This is a genomic window from Pantoea sp. Ep11b (genome assembly GCF_040783975.1).
Classification (GTDB): Bacteria; Pseudomonadota; Gammaproteobacteria; order Enterobacterales; family Enterobacteriaceae; genus Pantoea.
Window position 1 is genome coordinate 3,764,401 of record NZ_CP160631.1, and the last position, 24,958, is coordinate 3,789,358.

Below are 24,958 nucleotides of genomic sequence, written 5' to 3' on the forward strand. Positions count from 1 at the left end.
GGCACCTTTCAGGATTTAGCCTTGATAATCAGAGTTGATACTACAAAGCATTTCTTCATCAACCAGAGAAGAGATAATGTTCTATTCCGGCTGACCATTCTCGCTGCGACTGCTTACCAGATAGTCGGCAAAACTGATGATGCGGGCCGCAAACCGGCTGTCCATGTTGCCATGGCGCTTTCCGACGGTGTCAGGCTGGAAACGATTCAGATTTTATTTAAGTTTACAGAATGGCATTCAGGATCCTGAACGTAGCTGGGAGGGAGTGGAAAGCATCTTCCATCAGCTCAAACAGGGTTCGGCTGCCGCAAGCGTAGTTATGCTCCTTTTCAGGCTGTGAGAATGGCCTGAGCACAGTCGTAAGAAAGCCGTCAGAAATCAGGAAATCGCTGCCATCAGATTTTTTGTCAAAAAAACAACTTTTCCTGCCGTTTTCGTGTCAATAATAAACAGGCCGATCGCACAGGCAACACATTTCCCGCTAAAAACGCTGCAATATCCCTCTCATATCGCCGCTATTTTAACCTGCGCATTATATTATTGAACCGCTTTTTTCTGATAAGTAAAAAAACAGGGCTCTTTTATAACACACTGCCCAGAATAAAAATAACTTTGCCGCCCAGCTAACTTAACCATTAATAAACGAATATGTTAGCCTATTGACTCTGGATTAATAAATTGATTCAGAAAAAATCAATCAACACTCAATCCGGCCTTTGTAAATAAGGAGAAACTGTTTCACGCACCTTTATTTACACTATATTGCGCGTTGATTAACAAAAAAAAGAGTTCGATAAAATCACTATTACCATCATTTAATTGAGAAATATTATGCGTAAATTACTTTTAAGTACCGTTATTGCAAGTACTCTGGCATCTGTCAGCTTTGCCGGACAGGCTGCTGAATCAGCAACCCTCACAGTGACAGGCACAATTACGCCTGCCACCTGCGATGTTTCTCTGAGCTCACCCTCTATTTCATTTGGAAACATTGCTGCGTCAACGCTTACAGATGATGTAAACCCTAAAGCGGGTGGTAACGTTACCCTGAATGTCGATTGCGACGCAGCGGCGGCTACTGCCATTCAGACAACTGACAACCGTGCTTCCAGCGCCATGACTGGCACTGAATTGAATGATACGATGAAAGTCACTATTACGGATTTAGCGGATAGTAATATTTTTGGTTTAGGCACTGACAGCGCACAGTCAAAAATCGGTGTACTGCTGCTCGGCATCAATGCAGCGACATCCGATGGTCAGGCTAATAGCAATCTTGTTGTCAGCAGTGATAAATCCGCATGGAGCTCGCAGGCCATTGTTGAAGGCAGCAATCAGATTTTGGAAAAAAATGGTTACTTCGGTCTGGCGTCTGCTGCTGATGCAACCTCACCAGCTGCTTACACCAAATCAACCTATACCATTTCTTCACAAATGCTTCTGAAAAAAGCAAGCCTTTACCCTTCAGGTGAAGCAGTAAACCTTGACGGAAATATTACCTTTTCTGTGGTTTATCTTTAATCCTTATTTAATTATCGCGAAGGCTGTATAGCCTTCGCGATATCTCTTCAGGAGGCATATACATTGCTTAAATCTCTCTCTCTTGCTGCTTCGTTATTTCTCATTTCACATTCAGTTCTGGCTGCGGGCATGAAACCAGAGGTGCCTGTACTGTTTCTCAACGACGAGACGCGTGAAGCCACTATTACGGTTCTTAATACCGACAATAGTCCGGCTCTGCTGCACAGCAGCCTGCAGACCATCGCCGAAGACAAGGAAAATAAACTGATTATTACGCCACAACTGGTGAAAGTTGAAGGGGGGAAAAAGCAGCAGATACGGGTGATACTGAAAGATGGCATCAGGCTTGATAAACAAAAAATGCAGCGCATTGATTTCGTCTCTATCCCGCAGGATGACGGCGAAAAAAATCGTGCCCGCATTCTTATTGGTCAGAATATCCCGGTGATTATCTCCCCTGGTAATTTGCCCTTAAATACAACCCCCTGGACCGGCCTTAAATTCCAGCGCAGCGGTTTGTCGCTGAACATTGAGAATCCTACTCCCTATATCGTCAGGCTCACTAAGCAGGTCGACCTGCTGCCGGGTAACGCCACAGTGGAGCTGAAGAAAACCTATATTCTGCCGGGTGAAAAAATCACTCTGCCCCTGCCTGCAGTCTCCGGGGGGATCAAGTCTGTCCGGCTGCACCCCGTCACCCGCTATGGGATATTAACGACGCCGTATGAAGCACAGTTATAAGCTGCTTGCTGAAGACGATGAAAAGATTTCTGTTACTCAGCCTGTTTATCTCCCCGGTTACTACGCTGGCGGCGGGCGGCTATGACCAGGAGATGCTAAAAGCGCTGGGCTACGATGCCAGTGCGGCAGAGCTGCTTGATGCCGGCAGCCATTTTCTTCCTGGTGAACAGCCCGTCAATATCGTCGTCAACAGGCAGAGCAAAGGCGTACATATCCTGACGTTTGATGAGGCGGGTAATCCCTGCTGGTCAGAGACACTTCTGCAGGCGCTGGGCATCAACCCTGAACGCTTTCGTCGTGTCGATCATGATGCCTGCCTGCACTTTCCAACAGAGTCTCCCATCCTGATGGAGCAAAAGGTCGATCGCAGCACTCTCGAACTTAATGTGCCAGCCAGCGATCTGCTGAGTGACCTGCACTACTCTCGCGGCGGCAATGCCCTGATCGTGAACTACGATGGCCAGCGCTATCAGTATCAGCCGCGTGCCGGCGCGAGCCATACCTCCCAGGCACTGACCTCTGAGGTGGGCGCGAACATCAATAACTGGATTTTTCGCAGTGGGCAAAGCTACGCCAGTCTGGATGAGCAGCATCAACTGACCCGACTCTATAGTTATGCGCAACGCTCTGTCCCCGGCTGGTCTTCAGTGATACAAATCGGTGAAATCACGGCAGGCGGCTCACTCTTTCCCGGCATTAACCTGCTGGGTGCTCAACTCACGCCAGAACGCGGTTTACAGAATGGCGGAGGCCGGAGTGTCTCACTGGATCTGCTGGTACCTCAGGCAGGCACGGCCGAAATCTGGCAGGGGGGCATTTTGCTGAAGACCTTTCAGGTCACGGCGGGCATGAATAAGCTGGATGATATTCCGGCCATTAACGCATCAGATGATTTTGAAGTCATCACCCACGATCAGGCTGGCAATCGTCAGACACAGTCCATTCCTTATATTCAGGCCCAATCCACGCTCGCGCTGGCAGATGCCGGCCCCTCTCTGGGCGTGGGCCGCCTGCGGTTAACCGACGATCGGTTTCCACTGGTGGTAGGTTCGGCGGGGCTTTTTCAGAATCACGTTATGGCGCTGACGGCCGGAGGCGTGCTGAGCGAAAACTATCAGGCCGCCTCCTGGCGCACGACGCTGCGCCTGACTGAACACCTGATGACCTCAGTGACGCAGATAGCCTCGCAGACTCAGGATGCGGTCGGGAGTGAACGTAAAAAACAGGGTCTGAATCATCAGATCAGCCTCAGCGCGGGCGTCACTCCCCGACTGTCACTCACCTCTTCGGCCAGCTTCCGCAGCCGGGACTACATGGATCCGGGCAGCTCGTGGAGTTCGAAAAAGACCAGTGAGCAGACGGGGCAGATGAAGTCACAGTATGCTATTGGAGTGAGCTACAACCAGCCTCAGCTTGGCGTATTCTCTTTTTCCGGCAGCCTCTCTCAAAGCTGGCAAGGTTCAGAAAATGTGGGCTATATGTTCAGTTGGGGCCGCGCCTTTGGCAGCGTCAATGTGAACCTCGGTATCCAGAAAAACCGGCTCTCACTCGATGAGCGCCGCAGCGATAGTCGCTACTTTTATCTCAACCTCTCCGTTCCTCTGGGCAACAGCAGCATGCGCAGCTGGGTCAGTAACAATGATCGTAAAACCCGGGCAGGAATCGGTTTTGACAGCACGCTGAATGACAAATTTTCCTGGAGCCTGTCCGGTGAAAAGAGCCAGCAGGAAGCGGCCTCTATAGCCGGTTCAGGGACCTGGACTACGAAGTACAGCCAACTGAGCGGTGGTGCATCGCGTAATGAAAACAGCACCAGCTACAATCTTGGCGCTCGCGGCGGTGCAGTGCTGCACAGCGGCGGCCTGACCTTTACCCCGCGAAAGGTGGGCGATACCTTCGGCATTATTTCCCTCAACAGCCCACAGCCGGATGTGAAGATACGTACCCCGGGCGGAACGGTATGGAGCGATCGCCAGGGCTACGCTATCGCTTCATGGACGCCCTGGCAGAAGAATAGCGTGCAGATCGAAAATCAGAGCCTGCCTGAAAATGTCCAGGTCATCAGCGGGATCGCGGATATCACGCCTTATCGCGGTGCGGTTGTGCCGGTTGTGCTCCCCGCCTTTACTGTGCGCCGTGCACTGGTGAGCTTCCCGGCGGATGAAGGCCCGGCACCGGGCGCGCCGGTGAAGAATGGCAAAGGCACTCTGGTCGCCTTTGTGAATGAAGACGGCACGCTCTTCTTCGACGATTTGCCGGATGAGCCGCTGTTCAGCCTGGGCCGCAACGGTGCGTCCTGTTCACTGAACATCGTCACGCCCTGGTATAACGAACCCGGCACCCTTTATGCTTCCCTTTCAGCGAGATGCGACCCATGAAACAGCAATCAGCTCTGATCCTGCTGCTGGCCCTCAGTGGCCTGTTTATAACCACCACTGCCTGTGCAACCTGCGCGATTCAGCTTAGCGACCCTCAGATCCACTATGGCGACGTGACTCGCGGCGAACTGCTTTCACGCCCCGGCAACTCGTTCGCCGCCACAGAGTTGCGCATGGGTGAGGAGCGTGAAGCTGACCTTACCGTGATCTGCGATCGTCCGTCGTCGCTGGCCCTGACGTTCAGCGCGCGGGGAAAAGACAGTGAGAGCTATGCGTTTGGCGAGCAGGGTCGCGCGACGCTGACCCTGCATGATGTGACCCTCGACGGCCATCCGGTCATGATCGACAGTGCCGGCAGGCAGGCGGCGGAAATGGCCTTTAGCGGCAATAATCCCCTCCGTTTTCTGCAGGAGGGCCAGCCCGCGTCAGGCACGACGTTGCGCGCAAAAGTGACGATAAATACCTGGCTGCCGGCCGCTGTTACCCGCGTTCGCGAACGGCAGCAGTGGCAGCTGAACGGCAGTTTTCTGGTCAGCAGCGAAGGCTAATCCACCGGGCGTAATTATCTGCCGCTCTGCCCTGTTTTCCCGCGCAAAGCCCATGCTATCTTGTGGTTTTGATTTTTTCAGTGGGCAAAATTGATGACAAAGTTGCGGGTAGGGATCGTGTTTGGCGGGAAATCGGCTGAGCATGAGGTGTCGTTGCAGTCGGCCAAAAATATCCTTGAGGCGATCGATAAAACCAGATTCGATGTGGTGCTGCTGGGCATCGACAAGCAGGGAAAGTGGCACCTTAACGATGCGTCAGACTTCTTACTTAACGCGGAGAATCCGGCGCTGATCGCGCTGAATTCTGCTGCCGAAGCGGTGGCGCTGGTGCCGGGTCAGACACAGCAGCAGATCATCACCCGTCACGATGCCCATCCACTGTCGCAAATCGATGTCATCTTTCCGATTGTTCACGGCACGCTGGGCGAAGATGGCTCCCTGCAGGGTCTGCTGCGCATGGCTTCGTTACCCTTCGTCGGTTCCGATGTGCTGGGGTCCGCCGTCAGCATGGATAAAGATTTTACCAAGCGCCTGTTACGCGATGCCGGGCTGAAGGTCGCGCCGTGGCTGAGCGTCACGCAGGCGCAGCGCGCGCAGCTGGACGCAGAGGCCGTGATTGCCCGCCTGGGCCTGCCGCTGTTTATCAAACCGGCCAACCAGGGTTCATCGGTAGGCGTCAGCAAAGTGAACTCGCCTGACGAATTTGAGGCGGCGCTGGCGCTGGCCTTCTCCTTTGACCGTAAGGTGCTGATTGAACAGGGCATCAAAGGCCGGGAGATCGAGTGTGCGGTGCTGGGTAACGACGCCCCTGAAGCCAGCCCGTGCGGTGAAGTGGTGGTGCATGACGCCTTTTACTCTTACGACACCAAATATATCTCTGAAAGCGGCGCACAGACGGTCGTTCCGGCGGCGATTTCCGCGCAGACCAGCGAGGCCATTCAGGCCGTCGCCATCCGGGCCTTCACTGCGCTGGAGTGCTTTGGCATGGCCCGCGTCGATGTCTTCCTGACTGACGACGGTGAGATTATCGTCAACGAGGTGAACACCCTGCCCGGCTTCACCAACATCAGTATGTACCCGAAACTCTGGCAGGCGGCCGGACTCAGCTATCAGGATCTGATCAGCCGCCTGATCGATCTGGCGATAGCACGTCACCAGCAGGCCAGCACCCTGAAAAGCAGCGTCAGCTGATCCCAGCCGGCGGCGTGGCGTTATGCCACGTCGCTGGTCATGGCCTGCTCGCCGACCGGGGAGGTCTGATTGCGGCCATTGCGTTTCGACAGGTAGAGATTTTTGTCTGCGGCGGAGATCAGCCGGTTGATGACGCGATGCCACTCTGCCGCCCTGCCCGCCCGGCCGTGCGCCAGCCCCAGGCTGATGGTCACCGTCACCTTACTACCCTGCAGCCAGAACTTCTCTTTCGCCATCTTCTGCCGGATCGCCTCTGCCAGAAAGTAGAGCTTGTCCGGATTCTGATCGAACAGTATCACCACAAACTCTTCGCCGCCAAAACGGCAGATGCGTCCCGCTTTGCCCACGACGCGCTGCATCCGGCGGGCGATCTCTTCCAGCACGCTGTCGCCCGCATCATGGCCAAAATTGTCGTTAATCGTTTTGAAGTAGTCGACATCAATCAGGATCACGCCTGCCGTGCGCGCCGGGTTAATCGGCTCGGCATGCAGGCTTTCATAGAGACCCGAACGCGACAGCAGTCGGGTCAGGAAATCGTAGTTTGCCCGCAGCGCCAGCCGCTCATTCAGCTGGCGGATCGCGTCCATGCTTGCAGCCACGATCAGCGGACTGATCGCGATAGTCGCCACGCCGAGTCGTGCCGAGGTGAGATGGCTGACTGGCAGCAGATTGTCATCACCCTGAATATTCATCAGCCCGTGTGACACCAGGATAATCTCAGTAATACCGGTCAGCAGGATCACCAGGCTGGTCAGCGGCATCGGCAGCACAACGGCGCACCAGACCAGCGCCGGAACCGGAAAGGTCAGGCTGCCCGCCCCGCCCATCATCGCGCCGATGATCAGCGACAGGACCACCGCGATGACAGGGAAGAGTTTGCCTAGCTCCCTGAACTGCCGGGGCGACAGCGACGACCAGTCGCGCGTCAGCAGAAAAGGCAGCAGCATCAGCCCGGTAGAGAACTGCTCGCTGAACCACTCACCCCATGCTGTCGCCAGTCCGGTATCAAAGTCGGCCTGCTGAGCCAGTGCTCCCCAGCTGGCACAGGCCAGGGCCGCCAGCAGACAGGCCGGAAAAATGCGCAGTACGCTGGTAATACGTTCGCTGCCGGAATTGTGCTGAAGATGTTTCACCAGCAGCAGTACCGCCACCAGCACAAACAGCAGATTCGCCAGGTTGAGCGTAAACGCGGTCAGCGCCCAGCCCGAAAAAACGGTGTCGTTAAACACCATCGCGGCAAAGCTGGCGAGGTAATAGCGGGTCTGATGCAGAAAGGGATGGCGAACGATGATGCCGGTGATGATCGCGTTGACCGGCCAGAATAGCGACAGCTCCTGCGGAAAGCGCAGGTGTCCGCCAATAAAGCAGAATAGCAGCGTGATTAAAAACAGCGAAAAGGCATTCTTCTTAGCGTTGTGCTCTTCAAACAGCTCTATACGCATACTTCCGGACCTTGTTGCAAAGAGGCGTTTCCACATCAGCCTGAACAGGCGCGTGGTGTCAGAATAATTACATCCTGGGGACCCGCTGTATCATCCTGCGATAAAACACCACTTAATGGGTCAATCCGGGAGGTGACTGATACCCGATGACGCCAGCAAATGGGGGCTTATTATGCCCTGCATACAAAAAAATCGGATATCCGGGATATCCGATTTTTGCTGTTATGACACCCTGTCTTTGCGCTTAACGCTATTTTACAGCCACCGGCCATTGACTCAGGCGGATACCCCTTTTATCGGCATTATCGCCGAAATCTTTAAGCACCGCTCTGACGTCGGGATCGATATATTCTGCATTATCGTTATCCACGATGACCACGCTGTTCTCCGGGATCTCATCCAGCAATCCCTGCAGCTTTGGATTGTGCATAAAGGTCAGGTTCTGCTGAAAGCGCAGTACATAGTGGTCGTCGTAACGGGTAAGCTGCAGCGCGTTGCGATGGCTCTTATAGATGCTGCAGAGGATCTGCGTGGCGATCCCGATCCCGATGCCGGCCAGCATACCCAGCGTGATGATCCCGACGATCGTCGCCAGAAACGGTACGTACTGCTGCGGGCCCATCCGGAACTGCTCAACAAAGAGACGCGGCGTCGCCAGTTTATAGCCGGTGTAGAGCAGCACGGCGGCCAGGCTGGCCAGCGGGATAGCGTTCAGCATCTCGCTGAACCACATACCGCAAATCAGCAGCAGCAGGCCGTGAATGAAAATCGACAGCTTCGTCTGCGCGCCTGCGCTGACGTTGACCGAACTGCGCACAATCACTGCCGTGATCGGCATGGCACCCAGCAATCCGGCGGTCAGATTACCAATCCCCTGCGCAAACATCTCTTTGTTAGGCGACGGCGCAGGCGTCTGCGGACGTAACTTTTTCAGCGCCTCCTGGCTCAGCAGTGTTTCCAGGCTGGCGACCAGCGCCAGGGTAACGGCCACCACCCAGACCTGCGGATTCTGCCAGGCCATCCAGTCGGGCGTCTCCAGTCCGGCCATCAGCGCAGAAACGCTGTCGAAGGCAGGCAGCGAAATGCGCGCCAGACCGCTGGCGAGGTCAGGAAAGAGTCGCCCACCGACGACCGTCGCCAGGCAGCCGGACAGTACGGCTATCAGCGGACCGGGGATCCAGGCCAGCGCTTTGATCCGTTTGATCGGCCCGGTGGTCCAGAGGCAGAGGATAGCCAGGCCCGCCCCCGCCACGGCTATCGCGGGCAGTGAAAAGGTCATCTCACCCGTCACCAGCGACACCAGTTCCGCATCGCCTGCCGCACCAAACGCCACCGGGATCTGCTGCATGATCAGCAGCAGACCAATCGCCGCCAGCATCCCCTTGATGACGCTGCCTGGCACCAGCGAAATAAAGCGCCCGGCGCGCAGTAGCCCGAACAGGCACTGCAGCGCCCCGGCAATGATCAGCGCAGTGAGAAAGGCGGAGAAGCTGCCCAGCGATGCCATTGAGGCGACGACGATAGTGACCAGACCCGCCGCCGGACCGCTGACGGCAAACCGGGAGGGACTCAGCGACGTGACCACCAGTCCGCCAATCACACCCGTCAGCAGACCGGCAAACGGCGGCAATCCACTCGCCTGGGCAATCCCCAGGCAGAGTGGTAAGGCGACCAGGAAAACCACCAGACCCGCCGGGATGTCGCGGCGCAGGGTATCGAGGTTCATAAGGAAGGCTCCTCTGCAGATTGATGGATCAGCTCTTTAAGATGGCCGGATCGCAGGTCATATACACAACCAAACACCGCCAGTTCCTGGCCCGATTGCCAGATTTGCCGGACCGGTCCGGCGTTCACCAGTCTGGCGAACTGCGCTTTGACGTTCGCTTCAACCAGCCGGTCGAGCCGTTCAGCCGTTTCGGCCTGCGGCGACGGGTTCTCTGCCAGCTCTGTCTCAATATCCTGACGCAGCCTGCTGATGCGCCTAGCCAGCGCACTCTCCTGGCCGTCCAGCACGCTGCCCGGCAGATTCAGCGCGGCCTCCACCCCGCCGCAGCCGTAGTGGCCGCTAAGAACAATGCGTTTCACGCCGAGAAAAAAGAGGGCGTACTGCAGGACGCTGAGTAAATTGTCATCCTCTTCAATCACCATGTTGGCGATGTTGCGGTGGACAAAGAGTTCGCCAGGCTGGGAGCCGGTCAGGACTTCGGCAGGAACGCGGCTGTCAGAGCAGCCTATCCAGAGTGAGTGCGGTTTTTGCTGATGAAGGAATTTTTTAAAATAGTCCGGATTGCGCTGGCGGCGCTGTAAGGCCCAACTGCGATTTTTCGCTAATAAGGGTTTAAGTGTCGTCACAATCATCTCTCTCTACTACCGGGATGTCGCATCCTGGCTGACCACAAAGTGTTTCGGCTGACCGGTAAAGGGTAAGCCGCCAGGTAAATAAGAACTGAGTCACAGAAAAAGGTTATAGACGTTAACCATTATCAATGCACGAGCAATATTTCACAGCGCATTAACATCGCTTCGTTTGTCAGTAAGACGTCAACAAGAGTCAGTTAAAAGTAAATTTAATTCAGCACACGATTCTGGATGAAATATAAATCATTGGTATTTTTATCATTTAAATCATTAATTTAAATAATAACAGATTAATAAGTAAAGTTAGTGCTGACAAATAAATACAAGCAGTAACTCAGGGGATATTGTTTATTCTAAAAATCAGCCGGACTTTTATTAGGATTGCTCTTAATTAAAAAATTAACCATTAGCACAATTCACCAGCCTGATTGAAGGGAGCCAGTTTAATCCACCTGATTTGAGTTAAGAATAAAGCGGGAGATAATTAATTTAATTTGCACGGATATAGTGACGGAAGTTAGTAAATCAGGGCCGGAAATTATCAGAGCCTGAACGCTCAGGCTCTTTTTCTTGACGAATTATTTACCGTTCCAGCTCTGCAGGCGCGACTCCCGCACCGACAGCTGCTGTTCCGGGGTCAGCTTGTTGTAGTTTTCCGCCATGCCGCTCTCCCAGTCACCGTAGAGCGGGTTCGGCAGCACAATGAACTGCGTACCAAAGCGCTGATGGTTAAGGTTGACGAAATCGCGCCGCTGCTGATTCCCCTGATGCCAGGTGGCCCCACCGAAATCGTTGAGGTTATCCCCTACGTAGAGCACCACGTTATAGCCGGCATGTTTAATGGCATCGAAACGTGCCTGTTTGTTGGAGCTGTCGCTATTCAGACGCACTGTTTTTTCGCTGACCTCAGGGAAACCGAGCTGCTGCATATTGGCGACAGTGGCGGCGTAATCTTTCTGGTCGCGGTTCGAGACATAGAACAGCGTGCCGCCGTTTTGGGTGACATGACGGGCGAACTCAACGGCGCCGGGCACCGCTTTCGCCTGCCGCGCCTGCGTCCAGGCTGACCAGGTTTTGCTGCTGAACGGCTGACCGTTCTTCGCCTGCCACGCGCTATAGGCGCTGTTATCCAGCATGGTCTCATCCAGATCGACAATGACCGCTTTAGGTTTGCCGGTCAGCGAGGGCGCCTGATCAAAAGCCATGCGTGCAATATTAAAAGCCTGCCAGGTCAGCGCCTGATATTCACCAGACTGCTGGAACCAGTTGGCCGCCAGCACCGATTGCTGGCCCAGCTGCTGCTGCGCGGTCTGCTGTGCCGAGGGAGCACAGCCGGTCAGTAACAGCGCGACCAGACCGGATGCAGCGAGTGTTGCGGAGGTTTTCATCATTTCATCCTTAATGTGAGAAAGGGCTTGGGAGAAGCTTCAAAAATGTAGCAGTTAACGTAAGCTGTGGGCAGCCCAACGCATGCTGTTATAACAGGAGATTCTTATGGCCGTGAACCCGCACTCGCCGTTGCTCGACGCGCTGACGTGGCTCGATTACGCGTTTCAGCCCGCCGGTGAGCCGCCGCCCGCCGATGCCGCCTATGGTCATCAGCGCCACAGCGCGACCGTGGTCAATGACAGTGAGAACATTCCTCCCAAAAGCTGCGAGTCAGATGGGGTGATCGCCAGCGGAACGCGTCCGGTCGCCGTTTACACGGCGGATTGCCTGCCCGTTCTGTTTGCGGATCGTGAAACGCGGATCGTGGCCGCAGTGCATGCCGGACTCAAGGGCACGCTGGCGGGCGTCCTGACCCGCGCCGTGGAAAAACTGTGTGAACAGGGCTGCACACCTCAGAATCTGGTGGTGGCGATCGGCCCGGCAATGGGGCCCTGCTGCTACGAGCTGGCTGAACCGCAGCTGACGGCGATCGCGCAGGATCCGGCCTTCACCCGCGGGCTGCGCTGGCATCAGCACCAGCCGGTCAATCCGCTGGCGCAGCGTCCGCAGGCCACTGCCCGGCAGCAGGGCGTCTGGTTCGATCTGCCTGCGCTGGCGACACAGTTGCTGGTGGAGGCAGGTGTGCCAGCCTCGCAGATCGACAACGTGAATGTCTGTACCTACTGCATGGCAGAGAGCGGCTCCAGCTACCGCTTTAATACCCACTCTGGCAGCGGCTATCGCTCACGCTATTCGTGGATCCGCCAGCGCCCCTCACCGGACGATGCGGCGCGATAACGGTGCTGGCGCTATCGGGCTGACCGCACGCAGGCGGAAGGCCCGTCTCTGTGACCCTGACCGGCTCACCGCCTGCCGCTGTTTTTGATTTCACTCACACCCTGACATTTTTTCACTTTTTTTTAACCGGGAAGCGGCTAGAGTTAACTCATCCGACCACTTTACACTGAGTCACGCTTATGCCTGCGAATGCCGCCTACCCTGCGCTGTTTACGCCTCTGGATCTGGGCTTTACCCGCCTGAAAAACCGTTTTCTGATGGGCTCGATGCACACCGGTCTGGAAGAGCATCCCGAGGGTGCCGCCCGGCTGGCAGCGTTCTACGGCGAGCGGGCGCGCGAGGGTGTCGCGCTGATCGTCACCGGCGGCATTGCGCCCAATGCTCAGGGCGTCACCACGGCGCATGGCGCCATGCTTACCGACGAATCCCAGTGTGACTGGCACCGGCAGATCACCGAGGCAGTGCATCAGCATCAGGGTAAAATCGCGCTGCAGATCCTGCATACCGGTCGCTACAGCTATCAGCCCGATCTGGTTGCCCCCTCCGCCTGTCAGGCCCCGATTAACCCCTTTACGCCACAGGCGATGAGCGAGGCGGCAATTGAACAGACCATCGATGACTTTGCACGCTGCGCCCGGCTGGCGCAGCAGGCGGGCTACGATGGCGTGGAGATTATGGGGTCCGAAGGCTACCTGATTAATCAGTTTCTGGTGAAGCACACCAACCAGCGCAGCGATCGCTGGGGCGGCGACTTTCAGCAGCGGATGCAGTTCGCGCTGGCGATCACCCGTGCCGTGCGCGCCGCAACCGGTGATGCCTTTATCATTATTTTCCGCCTGTCGATGCTCGACCTGATCGAAGAGGGCAGCACGCTGGAGGAGACGCTGCAGCTGGCTCGCGAGCTGGAACAGTGTGGCGTCACGCTGTTCAACACCGGCATCGGCTGGCACGAAGCGCGCATCCCGACCATCGCCACCTGCGTGCCGCGCGCGGCCTTTGCCTGGGTGACGCAGCGGCTGCGCGCCCATGTTTCCGTGCCGGTCATCGCCACCAACCGCATCAACCACCCCGCGGTCGCCGAGTCGCTGTTGCAGTCGGGCTGCGCCGACATGGTGTCAATGGCGCGCCCTTTTCTCGCCGATCCCGCCTTTGTCAGCAAAGCGGAGCGCGGCGAACCGGACGGCATCAATACCTGTATCGCCTGCAACCAGGCCTGCCTGGATCAGGTCTTCGCCGGTAAGATCACCTCCTGTCTGGTCAATCCCCGCGCCTGCCATGAGTCGCTGATGCCCGTCGTGGCCAGCGCCGCACCGCGCAGGCTGGCGGTAGTCGGTGGCGGCCCGGCCGGGATGGCGTTTGCGCTACAGGCAGCGCAGCGCGGCCATGAGGTGACGCTCTATGAAGCCGCACCGGAGATTGGCGGACAGTTTATTCTTGCCCGGCAGATCCCCGGCAAAGCGGAGTTCAGTGAAACGCTGCGCTATTTTCGCTATCAGCTGGCGGCCGCAGGCGTGACGGTAAAGACCGGCTGTCGGGTCGATGCGGATCGGCTGAGTGACGCCGATGAGGTGGTGCTGGCGACCGGCATCCAGCCACGCATCCCCGCCATTCCGGGCATCGATCATCCCAGCGTGCTGAGCTACCTGGAGGTGCTGCGCGACAGGCGCCCGGTGGGCAAGCGGGTGGCGATTATCGGCGCAGGTGGCATCGGTTTTGATGTGGCGGAGTATCTGTCGCAGCCTTCGCATGATGAGGATCTGACCTCGTTTTATGCGGAATGGGGCATCGACCACAGTCTGACGCAGCGTGGCGGCATCGTGAAGCCCGAGCCGCCCGCCGCGCTGCGGCAGATCTGGCTGCTGCAGCGGCGTTCAGGTAAACCGGGCGCCGGGCTGGCAAAAACCACCGGCTGGATCCATCGGGCCAGCCTGCAGGCGCGCGGGGTTGAGATGTGGGGCGGTGTGGAGTATCTGGGGATTGATGATGACGGTTTGCATCTGAGGCGCAATGGGGAAACCCTGCTGTTGGCGGTGGATAATGTGATTATCTGCGCCGGACAGGAGCCGCAGCGCGAACTGGAAGCCGCGCTGCGCGCCAGAGGCCAGAACGTAACCGTCATCGGCGGGGCCGACGTGGCGCAGGAGCTGGATGCGCGCCGCGCCATTGCGCAGGCGACCCGGCTGGCCCTGGCAATCTGATTAACGCATCTTCACCGCACGCAGCACCACAAACTTCTGGTTGGAGGCGATCAGCGTGCAGTTACCAAACATCTTCTTCAGCTTGTGGTGATAATCCAGGTGACGGTTGCCGACGATGCGCAGTTCGCCGCCATACTGCAGCGTGCGTTTCGCATCGCGGAACATCTGCCAGGCCAGATGGTCGGTGACCGCGTGCTGCTGATGGAAAGGCGGATTGCAGAGCACCGCATGCAGCCGATCTGACGGATAGCCGCTCAGCACGTTGTTTACCCGAAACTGGCAGCGATCCAGATCTTCCGGACGGTTCAGCTCCACGTTCAACTGGCTGGAGGCGACCGCCATGTAGGACTCATCCAGAAAATGCACGTCCGCCTGTGGGTTCTGCGCCAGCGCCATCAGCCCCACCACGCCGTTACCGCAGCCCAGATCGACAATCTCGCCCTCAATGTTCTCCGGCAGATGCTGTATAAACAGTCGTGCGCCGATATCCAGCGAAGCGCGTGAGAACACGTTGGCGTAGTTATGGATCTGATACGGGGTGCCATCCAGCGGCCAGGCCAGCGTCGGCTTTGCCTCGCGCAATGCGGGCCGGGTGAACTGGCTGAAGATCAGGCGCGCTTTTTTCCACGCCAGCGAGGTGCGGGTTTCACCGATGATCTGTTCGAACAGCTGCAGGGTCGAGTTATGGATCTCTTTGGCTCGCGCCGCCGCCAGGATCACCGTATCGGGAGTGACGACCTCGCGAATAGCCCGCAGCTGATGCTCCAGCAGCGCCAGGGTTTTCGGGACTTTGATCAGCACCGCCGCCGGGGCCGCAGGCAGTTCGGCCAGGCTATCCACAAAGTGAACGTCGCTGTCATCCATATCGTTGAATTTCAGGTTCTGACGGGCAGCCTGCTGGCTCAGCCAGGAGTCACTGACGTGCCAGACGGTGCGCGGATTCAGTGCACAGGTTAATGCCCCGAAACTGTCGTTGAACACCAGCACCGGTCCCTCTGGCAGCGCCTGCTGCAACAGGTATTCATCAGCCGCGTCCCAGGCTTGTAATGGACTTTCGTCACGCATCTGCGGGAAACGATGCAGGATCAGTGTGCGATCGTTCAGTTCAAGTTGGCTCATGAATTCTCCGGCGTGGTACACTTTGATTAATTTTCGCCCCGATAAAAAGGGCGCGCAGTATACTCTTTTTCGCCTGGAATCCCTAATGTCCCAACTGATCTACCTTCAGGGTTATCCTGCCCCGCTGCTTGAGCAGGTTCAGACGCTGATAGCCCACCAGCGCTTAGGTGCGTTTTTGCAGGAACGCTACCCCGACACCCACGATGTCATGAGCGACAAGGCGCTGTATGACTATACCCAGGCGCTGAAGAACCGTTATATGCGCAACGCCCCGCCAATCAGCAAAGTGATGTGGGATAACAAAATCAAAGTGATGAAGCACGCGCTGGGTCTGCACACCGCCATTTCACGGGTTCAGGGCGGTAAGCTCAGGGCGAAAGCGGAGATCCGCATCTCCACCTTTTTCCGCCTCGCGCCGGAGCCGTTTCTGCGGATGATCGTAGTGCATGAGCTGGCGCACCTGAAAGAGAAGGATCACGACAAAGCGTTCTATCAGCTCTGCTGCCACATGGAACCCGACTATCACCAGCTCGAATTTGATGCGCGCCTCTGGATGACCGACCAGGCGATGCGCGGCAACGCCGCTTAAAGAAACTCCTGCGCTTTCTGGATCAGGCTGGTTTTGGTCAGCGCCCCCAGAAAGCGTCGCTCTTCAGGATTATTGAGCACCGGCAGCCGCTCCAGCGTGACGGCCGCAAAGGCTTCCCACCCCTCGCGCATACTCTGATTCTGATAGGCCACCGGGAAATCCTGGTCCATCACGCACTGTACCGGTGAGTCGAGGGTGATCTCCTGCGCCAGCACCCGGCGCGAGATCTCGTGGATCGACACCACGCCGAGAAAAGCACCTGCCGCGTTTATCACATAGACGTAGCGTTCACGCTTCAGCGAACTGACCGCCAGCGCCTGCCCTACCGACTCTTCCGGCTGCAGCGCCGCTCCCGGAATAATCAGCTCGGCAATGCGCATATTATCGAAATCATATTTCGCTTCTGACCGGCTGAAGTGATGGCTCACTACCGGATAGGTACTGGCAGACTGCAGGCGATAGACCACCATCGACGCCAGCACCGTGGCGATCATCAGCGGAAACAGCAGGCTGCTGTTGAGCGTCATCTCCAGCACCATCAGCATCGCCATCAGCGGGGCCTGGCTGACCGCTGCCAGCACCGCCGCCATGCCGATGGCGGCATAGAGCAGCACATTGCCGAGTGGCAGATGCAGCGCCGCGCCGACGGTAGCGAGCGTCACCCCCAGCAGCGCGCCAATCAGCAGCGACGGGGTAAAAAGTCCGCCTACTGCATTCGACCCCACCGACAGGCTGGTGGCGAGCGTTTTCAGCACCAGCAGTAACAGCAGCCCCGGCAGCAGATAGTCACCCGCCATCACTTTGACGATCACCTCATAGCCGTTACCGAGAATATCGGTGGAGATCAGCGCCAGCAGGCCGACGGCGAATCCGCCTGCGCCCAGCCGCAGCGGCAGCGAGGCGATCCGGCTGAAGAGCAGTCTGCTGCGGGCGATGCTTTTGATGACGATCCAGCCCGCCAGACCGGCGCTCAGACCAATCACCACCGTCATCAGCAGCGTGCTGAGGTCCATGGTGAAATCAGCCTCCGCCAGCGGATAGAGCGCGTTGCGGAAGCCCAGCGTCCACATCATCATTACTGCCGTGGCGGAGGCGATAATCAGCGGGATCAGCCGCTGCAGTGCCGAGATGCCGAAGGCGATCTCCGCCACGAAAATCGCCGAGGCCAGCGGTGCGTGATAGACCGATGAGAGGCCCGCTGCTGCCGCCATCGCAACCACGTCGCTGTTTTTCAGGTTCAGCGATGCAGGTAACAGACGGCCAATCGCACTGCCGCAGAGCGCCGACAGCTGCACCATCGGCCCCTCTTTACCTATCGACGCACCGCTGCCGATACTGGCTATCGACGACAGGGCGCGAAACAGCGAGGTCCGGGTAGGCACCGCATCGAGCCGGGCGTTGATCACTTCCAGGTAATCGGTTTTTATCGTCTGCTGCTGTTCGAGGGCGACCGCATAACGCAGAAAAAAGCCGGCCAGCACGCCACCTGCGCCCACCAGCAGCGGCCAGAAGATCCACGGCCAGAGCGCAAGGGACTCGGTAATCTCACCGCTGCGGGCAAACAGCAGATGGTTGATCAGCTCAATGACGCCGCGAAACGCCAGCGTGACCAGCGATGCCGCGCAGCCGACCGGAATGGCGATCAAGAGTGTGGTCCAGTTTAATGCGTGCTTATTTGCTTTCACCTGCGCTCCCTGTTGCTGCCTGAAAATCGTCGCGTCCGCATAGTAGTGGAATGCAGATCGCAGGATCAATCTCTGCCCGTCCGGCACCCTTGCGCAGCGTGGAAGAGATGTTACTCTGCCGTTTTACTGCTGCCGGAGAGATGACGTGATTCGTTTTGCCATTGTGGGAACAAACTGGATTACGCGCCAGTTTATTGATGCCGCTCATGAAACCGGCGCGATGACACTGCACGCGGTTTATTCACGCAGCCAGTCACAGGCCGACGCGTTTGTTGCCGATTATCCCTGCCAGCAGACCTTTACCTCGCTGGACGCCCTGGCCGCCTGCCCGGAAATCGAAGCGGTCTATCTGGCCAGCCCCAATGCCCTGCACTGTCAGCAGGCGCGGCTGTTTATGTCACACGGCAAGCATGTCATTTGCGAAAAGCCGCTGGCGTCGAATCTGGCAGAGGTGGAGCAGATGATCGCCTGCGCCCGTGAACATCAGGTCGTGCTATTTGAGGCATTCAAAACCGCCAGCCTGCCCAACTTCCAGCGGCTCCGGCAGGCGCTGCCGGATGTCGGTAAGCTGCGAAAAGCGCTGCTGAGTTACTGCCAGTACTCCTCACGCTATCCGCGCTATCTCAACGGTGAGCACCCGAATACCTTTGATCCGCGCTGGTCGAATGGATCCGTAATGGATATTGGCTATTACTGCCTGGCCGCGGCGGTGACGTTGTGGGGTGCGCCCGCGCGCGTGCAGGCCAGCGCAACGCTGCTGGAAAGCGGCGTGGATGCTCATGGCGTCGTGGTGCTGAGCTACGGTGAGTTCGACGTGACGATTCTGCACTCCAAGGTGAGCGACTCAAGCCTGCCCAGCGAGATTCAGGGGGAAGCGGGCGCGCTGGTGATCGAAAAGTTAGCGGAGTGCCAGCAGCTGATCTTTGCGCCGCGCGGCGGGGAGAAGAAGGTGCTGAGTGAGCCGCAACAGAGCAACACGATGTACTATGAAGCCGCCGACTTTGCCCGGCTGGTTGCGCAGCGTCAGGTGGAGCACCCTGGGCTGGCGGTGTCGCGCACCACGGCGGCGCTGCTGACGGAGATCCGCCGCCAGACCGGGGTGATCTTCCCGGCGGATCGCGCCGCTGTGTAAATATTTCTAAATATGACTGAGAACGATTGCTTCCTGAGTAGCGAAACCGTAACGTACTCTCCTGCAAAGGGGAGTAACTTGTAAGCTGATTGATCGTCACTACGTTGCGAAAGCATCCGGTCATCAGGCAACCCGGAATCGATTTCTGTGTTGTAAGTGAGACCTTGCCGGAAGGCGAGGTTTGCTTACAGAAAAATAAGCGGCTGATGTCTTCTGACTTCAGCCGTTTTTTTATTTTAAGACAGGATACGACTATGCAGACTGTGGGTACGCCTCTTCTCTGGGGCAGCTTTGCGGTTGTGGTGCTGATCATGCTGGCTATCGACCTGCTGCTGCAGGGACGCCGTGGCGCGCAGACCATGTCTTTCAAACAGGCGGCTGTCTGGTCGCTTATCTGGGTTTCCGTCTCTCTGCTGTTCAGCGCCGCCTTCTGGTGGTATCTGGAGGGCAGCGCAGGCCGTGAGGTCGCCAATACGCAGACGCTGGCGTTCCTGACCGGCTACGTACTGGAGAAGGCGCTGGCGGTGGATAACGTCTTCGTCTGGCTGATGCTCTTCAGCTACTTCTCGATTCCGGCCAACCTGCAGCGGCGCGTGCTGATCTACGGCGTGCTGGGTGCCATCGTGCTGCGTACCATCATGATATTTGCCGGAAGCTGGCTGGTAACGCAGTTCAGCTGGATCCTCTATGTGTTTGGTGCCTTCCTGCTGTTTACCGGCGTGAAGATGGCGCTGGCGAAAGAGGATGACAGTGCGGTGGGTGACAAACCGGTGGTGCGCTGGCTGCGCAGCCATTTACGTATGACCGACGATCTCGACGGCGAGAAGTTCTTTACCCGCAAAAACGGCGTGCTGTTTGCGACGCCGCTGCTGCTGGTGCTGATCATGGTGGAACTCAGCGACGTGATCTTTGCGGTCGACAGTATCCCGGCGATCTTTGCCGTGACGACCGACCCGTTTATCGTGCTGACGTCAAACCTGTTCGCGATTCTGGGCCTGCGTGCCATGTACTTCCTGCTGGCAAACGTGGCGGAACGCTTCTCGATGCTGAAATATGGTCTGGCGATTGTGCTGGTGTTTATCGGCTTCAAGATGCTGATTGTCGACCTCTACCATATTCCGGTCGGTATCTCACTGAGTGTGGTTGGCGTGATTCTGGCCTCAACCCTGCTGATTAATGCCTGGGTCAACCGCAAAAGAGACCAGAAACGGATCTCACCATAATTACCTGCGGGGGCAGCGGATGCCCCTGTTTTATTTTGCGGCGCCCTGCCGCGACATTTCATCCCTCTGTCACACTTCCACTATCCAGCATAATAAAAACCCGACCTCCGCCACAGCGACAGAATTTTCTCTTTTCTCGTCCAATCTTTTCCTTATACTCCGCCGGGCAAACCGTTTTAGCCGATGCAAAACATCGCGCCTGAAACTACATCCGCGACAAAATATAGAAAATATTATGCAGAAAACTCTCTCCTCACGTCTGGGCACGCTGCTCGCCGGAAGCCTGGTGAAGCAAATCATGATTGGGCTGATCGCCGGTGTGGCGCTCGCCTGGATTTCACACGATGCCGCGCTGGCGGTGGGTCTGCTGGGTGAACTGTTTGTCAGTGCGCTGAAAGCGGTTGCGCCGGTGCTGGTTCTGATGCTGGTGATCGCCTCGATCGCCAGCCACCAGCAGGGCCAGAAAACCAACATCCGGCCGATTATTATGCTCTACCTGCTGAGCACCTTTTTCGCGGCGATCGTTGCGGTGGCCTTCAGCCATCTGGTGCCGCAGACGCTGACGCTGGCGGTGGGCAGCACAGAGATCGTGCCGCCTTCCGGGATCACGGAAGTATTGCGCGGACTGCTGATGAGCATGGTATCGAACCCGATTACTGCCCTGATGCAGGCTAACTATATCGGTATTCTGGTCTGGGCCGTTGGCCTGGGGCTGGCGTTCCGTCACAGCAGTGACACGACCCGCGCGGTGCTGAATGATGCTTCGGAGGCCGTCACCTGGCTGGTGCGCTGCGTCATCCGCTGCGCACCAATCGGGATTTTCGGTCTGGTGGCGTCGATTCTGGCGTCAACCGGCTTTGGCGCGCTGTGGCAATATGCCCATCTGCTGGCGCTGTTACTGGGCTGTATGCTGCTGATGGCGCTGGTGGTCAACCCGATGCTGGTGTTCTGGAAAATCCGTCGTAATCCCTATCCGCTGGTCTTTACCTGCCTGCGTGAAAGCGGCGTCACCGCCTTCTTTACCCGCAGCTCTGCCGCCAACATTCCGGTGAATATGGCGCTGGCAAAACGTCTTGGCCTGGATGAGGATACCTATTCAGTGTCGATTCCGCTGGGCGCAACCATCAGTATGGCGGGAGCCTCAATCACCATCACCGTGCTGACGCTGGCGGCCGTGCATACGCTGGGCATCAGCATCGATGTGCCGACGGCGATTCTGCTGAGTCTGGTGGCGTCACTCTGTGCCTGTGGCGCATCCGGGGTGGCAGGTGGTTCACTGCTGCTGATCCCGGTGGCCTGCAACATGTTCGGCATCCCGAATGACCTGGCGATGCAGGTAGTCGCGGTGGGCTTTATTATCGGCGTCCTGCAGGATTCGGCGGAAACCGCGCTGAACTCCTCGACCGATATTCTGTTTACTGCCGCCGTCTGTCAGTCAGAAGCAGAGCGCGAAACCAGCCGGGCTTAATTTTTCAGATAGCGCAACCGCTCAAAGAGCGGGTGGCGGCGTCCGAAGAGTAAAGCGTCCCGCGCCAGGGAAGGCGCGGGCTGAGCGAGCAGGGATGCTTTAAGCGACGTTGCGATCGGCCTCCGCCACCCGCGACGGGCACAGAATTAACCGACGATGATGGCAACGCCAGAGTTGCCATTTTTGCCCGGCTAATCAGAGCGTCACACCGCTTTTGAAAATCGCCAGTTCGCGGAAATCGTTCTTCTCATTGTTGGTCAGCTCACCGCTGGCAATCGCAACGATGTGGTCGACAAAATCTTCCAGCATCGCCTCCATACTCATTCCCTCGATCAATCGGCCGGCATTAAAGTCGATCCAGTGCGGCTTCTTCTCTGCCAGCGGTGTATTGGTTGCCAGCTTCACCGTCGGTACAAAACCGCCATAGGGTGTACCGCGTCCGGTACTGAACAGCACCATGTGGCATCCGGCGCCCGCCAGCGCACTGGTGGCGACGGCATCGTTGCCCGGCGCACTCAGCAGATTCAGCCCCGGCGTTTTTAACCGCTCGCCATACTTCAGCACATCGACCACCTGGCTCTGCCCCGCTTTCTGGGTACAGCCCAGCGACTTCTCCTCCAGCGTGGTGATGCCGCCCGCCTTGTTGCCCGGTGACGGATTCTCGTAGATCGGCTGCTGGTGATCGATAAAGTACTGTTTGAAATCGTTGATCATCGCCACCGTTTTGCGGAAGGTCGCCTCGTCGCGACAGCGGCTCATCAGAATCTGCTCTGCGCCAAACATCTCCGGCACTTCGGTCAGTACGGTGGTGCCGCCGTTGGCGATCATCTGATCGGAGAAACGGCCCAGCAGCGGATTAGCGGTAATGCCGGATAAGCCATCCGAGCCGCCACACTCCAGACCAAACTTCAGCTCGCTGAGCCTGCCGGGTTCGCGACGGTCGTGGCGCATTTTCTGATAGAGCGCATGCAGGCGCTCGACTCCGGCCTCAACTTCGTCGTCATGCTGCTGGCACACCATAAACGCCACCCGGTCGCGTTCAAACGCGCCAAGCGTGTCGCGAAACGCATCGACCTGATTGTTTTCGCAGCCCAGGCCAATCACCAGCACCGCGCCCGCATTGGGATGGCGCACCATATTCTGCAGCATCGTGCGGGTATTTTCGTGATCCTGCCCCAGCTGTGAGCAGCCAAAGGTGTGGCTGAACAGAAACACGCCGTCTGTCCCTTCTGCCTGCTGCGTCTCTTTCAGGAAGCGTTGCAGGATATGGCGCGCAATACCGTTGACGCAGCCGACGGTAGGCAGGATCCACAGCTCATTGCGGATACCGACCTCGCCGCTGGCGCGACGGTAGATCTGCACCTCGCGATCGCCCGGCTGTGGCGGCAGCGTCACAAAATCGGGCTGCCAGGCGTAGTCGTCCAGGTCGCTGAGATTGGTGCGGGCGTTCTGCGAATGGATCAGCTCTCCGGCAACGACCGGCTGAGTCGCATGGGCAATCGGCAGCCCATATTTGATAATCAGCGCATCCTGCGCGACCGGATGCAGAGCAAATTTATGCCCGCGCCCTACCGCCTGCTGCAGTACCACACTTTGTGACGGCAGCTCGACGGTGGCACCCACCTCTAAGTCACGTAACGCCACCGCGACATTGTCGCGGGGATCAATTTTAATCGCATCTTGCATAGCGTTATCTCAGTTGGCTCAGCGCCTCACGCATTCCGTGGGCGACGATGTTTTGCAGGTGTTGAGTGACCTGTTCAGCCAGACCGGGCTGACAGGTTAAATCCTGGCCCCAGTGCTGCGTGTTGCCGAGCACGCCCTGCACCAGTTGCGGCAGCGAATGCGGGTCGGCCTCACAGGCTTTCCAGGCTTCAGCGTAAAAGGCCAGCCAGTGCGGCTCATCCTGCAGCGGCCACGATTTTCCGGCTGACTCGCCGCGATAGAAAGCGATCAGCGCCGCCAGTGCAAAGGTCATGTGCGTCGGCCATGTGCCGGTTTGCTGATGGGCAGCAAGCAGCGGCGTCAGCAGTCGGGTGCGGAATTTGGTCATGCCATTCAGGGCAATCGACAGCAGCGCGTGTCGAATAAAAGGATTGCGGAAGCGGCGCACGACGGCATCGGCAAACCTGTGCAGTTCCTCTGGCGGCAGATCCAGCGTCGGGATCACCTCGTGGCGCAGTAGCCGATCCACAAATCCGGCGATCGCCGGATCGGCCATCGCCTCACCAACGCTCTCAATACCAGCCTGAAACGCCACCGGCACCATCGCGGTATGCGCACCATTAAGGATGGCGACCTTCTGTGCTTTATAAGGCGCGATATCATCCACATGCCGGACCTGCGGCGACAGCGCCGCCAGTTTCAGTTCACTGAACAGCGCCGATGGCCCCTGAATCACAAACTGGTAGTAGACTTCGCCTGCCACCAGATAGCGATCTTCATAGCCCAGCTCGCTTTGCAGCTGCTCACTCTCCGCCGGAAAACCGGTCACGATACGATCTACCAGGGTGTTGTAGAAGGCACAGTGCTGATTAACCCAGATTTTAAATTCTGATGGCAGATGCCAGAGGTCGGCGTAGCGGAGCACAAGTTCGCGCAGCGTGTCGCCGTTGTGGTCTATCAGCTCGCACGGCACCACCAGCCAGCCCCGGTCGCTGGCGCCGCTGAAGTGGGTATAGCGCGCCCAAAGCAGCTGTGTCAGTTTGCCGGGAAAACTGCCGGCAGGGGCGTCAGAGAGCCGATCCGTCTCGCTGAACGTGATCCCCGCTTCGGTGGTGTTGGAGAAGACCATACGCAGATCGGGATTGCGGGCCAGCGCCATAAACGCGTCATGCTGCTGCCAGGGCTGGATCTCGCGATTGAGGCTGCGGATCAGCCGGGTTTCGCTGATCGGCTCGCCTCGATCGTTCAGTCCCCGGATCAGCGTGGTGTAGAGACCATCCTGCTGATTCAGGCTGTCGCTGACCTCACGGTTGCGCGGCCGCACCACCACGATCCCGGCATCAACGCCCTGATGTTCATTCAGCCAGTCAATTTGCCAGTCGATAAAGGCACGCAGAAAGTTGCCTTCACCGAACTGGATGATCCGGTCGCGGTAGACCGCACCCGGAAAGTCGTGGCGGTTCAGCCTTTTCAT

20 protein-coding genes are annotated in these 24,958 nt (G+C 57.6%); 12 read left to right on the forward strand and 8 right to left on the reverse strand.

Features of this window, described 5'->3' with window-relative positions; all coding sequences use genetic code 11:
• Positions 1 to 21: 21 nt before the first annotated feature.
• From AB1748_RS17630 to ddlA, 6 genes are all read left to right on the forward strand, one after another.
• Positions 22 to 249: a hypothetical protein gene (locus tag AB1748_RS17630; RefSeq protein WP_111141355.1), complete on the forward strand. Its 228-nt coding sequence runs from the start codon at positions 22 to 24 to the stop codon at positions 247 to 249.
• 582 nt (positions 250 to 831) lie between these two features.
• A complete protein-coding gene (locus AB1748_RS17635) occupies positions 832 to 1,521 on the forward strand; it encodes a DUF1120 domain-containing protein (protein WP_111141354.1) in 690 nt (229 codons plus the stop codon).
• Between the two features lie 63 nt (positions 1,522 to 1,584).
• Positions 1,585 to 2,262 carry a fimbria/pilus chaperone family protein gene (locus AB1748_RS17640; protein WP_158527496.1) on the forward strand — a complete coding sequence of 226 codons (678 nt, stop codon included), beginning with the start codon at positions 1,585 to 1,587 and terminating at the stop codon, positions 2,260 to 2,262.
• Positions 2,263 to 2,279: 17 nt separating this feature from the next.
• Complete coding sequence (locus AB1748_RS17645) at positions 2,280 to 4,640, forward strand: fimbria/pilus outer membrane usher protein (RefSeq protein WP_293774454.1); 2,361 nt, start codon at positions 2,280 to 2,282, stop codon at positions 4,638 to 4,640.
• Positions 4,637 to 5,188: a hypothetical protein gene (locus AB1748_RS17650; protein ID WP_367395845.1), complete on the forward strand. Its 552-nt coding sequence runs from the start codon at positions 4,637 to 4,639 to the stop codon at positions 5,186 to 5,188. The genes AB1748_RS17645 and AB1748_RS17650 overlap by 4 nt, the downstream gene beginning before the upstream one ends.
• Before the next feature lie 93 nt (positions 5,189 to 5,281).
• Entirely contained in the window at positions 5,282 to 6,379 is a 1,098-nt protein-coding gene (gene ddlA / locus AB1748_RS17655) for a D-alanine--D-alanine ligase (RefSeq protein WP_367395846.1), read from the forward strand.
• A gap of 20 nt (positions 6,380 to 6,399) precedes the next feature.
• Here ddlA and AB1748_RS17660 read toward each other — a convergent pair whose 3' ends face one another.
• From AB1748_RS17660 to AB1748_RS17675, 4 genes are all read right to left on the reverse strand, one after another.
• Positions 6,400 to 7,821 (reverse strand): sensor domain-containing diguanylate cyclase, encoded by a 1,422-nt coding sequence (locus AB1748_RS17660; protein WP_293774452.1) that lies wholly within the window; start codon positions 7,819 to 7,821, stop codon positions 6,400 to 6,402.
• Positions 7,822 to 8,071: 250 nt separating this feature from the next.
• On the reverse strand, positions 8,072 to 9,547 hold the full coding sequence (locus tag AB1748_RS17665; protein WP_111141348.1) for a SulP family inorganic anion transporter: 1,476 nt from the start codon (positions 9,545 to 9,547) through the stop codon (positions 8,072 to 8,074).
• Positions 9,544 to 10,179 (reverse strand): carbonic anhydrase, encoded by a 636-nt coding sequence (locus tag AB1748_RS17670; protein ID WP_293774449.1) that lies wholly within the window; start codon positions 10,177 to 10,179, stop codon positions 9,544 to 9,546. The genes AB1748_RS17665 and AB1748_RS17670 overlap by 4 nt, the downstream gene beginning before the upstream one ends.
• A 578-nt stretch (positions 10,180 to 10,757) precedes the next feature.
• Positions 10,758 to 11,567, reverse strand: coding sequence for a 5'-nucleotidase, lipoprotein e(P4) family (locus AB1748_RS17675; RefSeq protein ID WP_111141346.1), 810 nt, complete (start codon positions 11,565 to 11,567; stop codon positions 10,758 to 10,760).
• A 106-nt stretch (positions 11,568 to 11,673) separates the two neighbouring features.
• On the opposite strand from AB1748_RS17675, the gene AB1748_RS17680 reads away from it, so the two are divergent.
• On the forward strand, positions 11,674 to 12,405 hold the full coding sequence (locus AB1748_RS17680; RefSeq protein ID WP_367395847.1) for a polyphenol oxidase family protein: 732 nt from the start codon (positions 11,674 to 11,676) through the stop codon (positions 12,403 to 12,405).
• Positions 12,406 to 12,584: 179 nt separating this feature from the next.
• Positions 12,585 to 14,603, forward strand: coding sequence for an FAD-dependent oxidoreductase (locus tag AB1748_RS17685; RefSeq protein WP_367395848.1), 2,019 nt, complete (start codon positions 12,585 to 12,587; stop codon positions 14,601 to 14,603).
• Here the strand turns inward: AB1748_RS17685 and rlmG are convergent, their stop codons facing one another.
• Positions 14,604 to 15,722 carry a 23S rRNA (guanine(1835)-N(2))-methyltransferase RlmG gene (rlmG, locus tag AB1748_RS17690; protein ID WP_111142021.1) on the reverse strand — a complete coding sequence of 373 codons (1,119 nt, stop codon included), beginning with the start codon at positions 15,720 to 15,722 and terminating at the stop codon, positions 14,604 to 14,606.
• 85 nt (positions 15,723 to 15,807) lie between these two features.
• On the opposite strand from rlmG, the gene AB1748_RS17695 reads away from it, so the two are divergent.
• Positions 15,808 to 16,311 carry a M48 family metallopeptidase gene (locus AB1748_RS17695; RefSeq protein WP_111142020.1) on the forward strand — a complete coding sequence of 168 codons (504 nt, stop codon included), beginning with the start codon at positions 15,808 to 15,810 and terminating at the stop codon, positions 16,309 to 16,311.
• Here the strand turns inward: AB1748_RS17695 and AB1748_RS17700 are convergent.
• Complete coding sequence (locus AB1748_RS17700; protein WP_367395849.1) at positions 16,308 to 17,996, reverse strand: chloride channel protein; 1,689 nt, start codon at positions 17,994 to 17,996, stop codon at positions 16,308 to 16,310. The genes AB1748_RS17695 and AB1748_RS17700 overlap by 4 nt on opposite strands.
• Before the next feature lie 145 nt (positions 17,997 to 18,141).
• Between AB1748_RS17700 and AB1748_RS17705 the strand changes: the two genes are divergently transcribed.
• The 3 genes from AB1748_RS17705 to sstT all read left to right on the forward strand — a co-directional run bounded on the left by AB1748_RS17705 (position 18,142) and on the right by sstT (position 21,819).
• Positions 18,142 to 19,128, forward strand: a complete 987-nt coding sequence (locus AB1748_RS17705) for a Gfo/Idh/MocA family protein (protein ID WP_111142018.1) — start codon at positions 18,142 to 18,144, stop codon at positions 19,126 to 19,128.
• 254 nt (positions 19,129 to 19,382) lie between these two features.
• On the forward strand, positions 19,383 to 20,351 hold the full coding sequence (locus tag AB1748_RS17710) for a TerC family protein (RefSeq protein ID WP_111142017.1): 969 nt from the start codon (positions 19,383 to 19,385) through the stop codon (positions 20,349 to 20,351).
• A gap of 235 nt (positions 20,352 to 20,586) precedes the next feature.
• The gene (gene sstT, locus AB1748_RS17715) at positions 20,587 to 21,819 is read left to right on the forward strand and encodes a serine/threonine transporter SstT (protein WP_111142016.1); all 1,233 of its coding nucleotides are present in this window, start codon (positions 20,587 to 20,589) and stop codon (positions 21,817 to 21,819) included.
• A gap of 195 nt (positions 21,820 to 22,014) precedes the next feature.
• Here the strand turns inward: sstT and AB1748_RS17720 are convergent, their stop codons facing one another.
• Complete coding sequence (locus AB1748_RS17720) at positions 22,015 to 23,505, reverse strand: UxaA family hydrolase (protein ID WP_367395850.1); 1,491 nt, start codon at positions 23,503 to 23,505, stop codon at positions 22,015 to 22,017.
• 4 nt (positions 23,506 to 23,509) lie between these two features.
• Positions 23,510 to 24,958: a tagaturonate reductase gene (locus tag AB1748_RS17725; RefSeq protein WP_111142130.1), complete on the reverse strand. Its 1,449-nt coding sequence runs from the start codon at positions 24,956 to 24,958 to the stop codon at positions 23,510 to 23,512.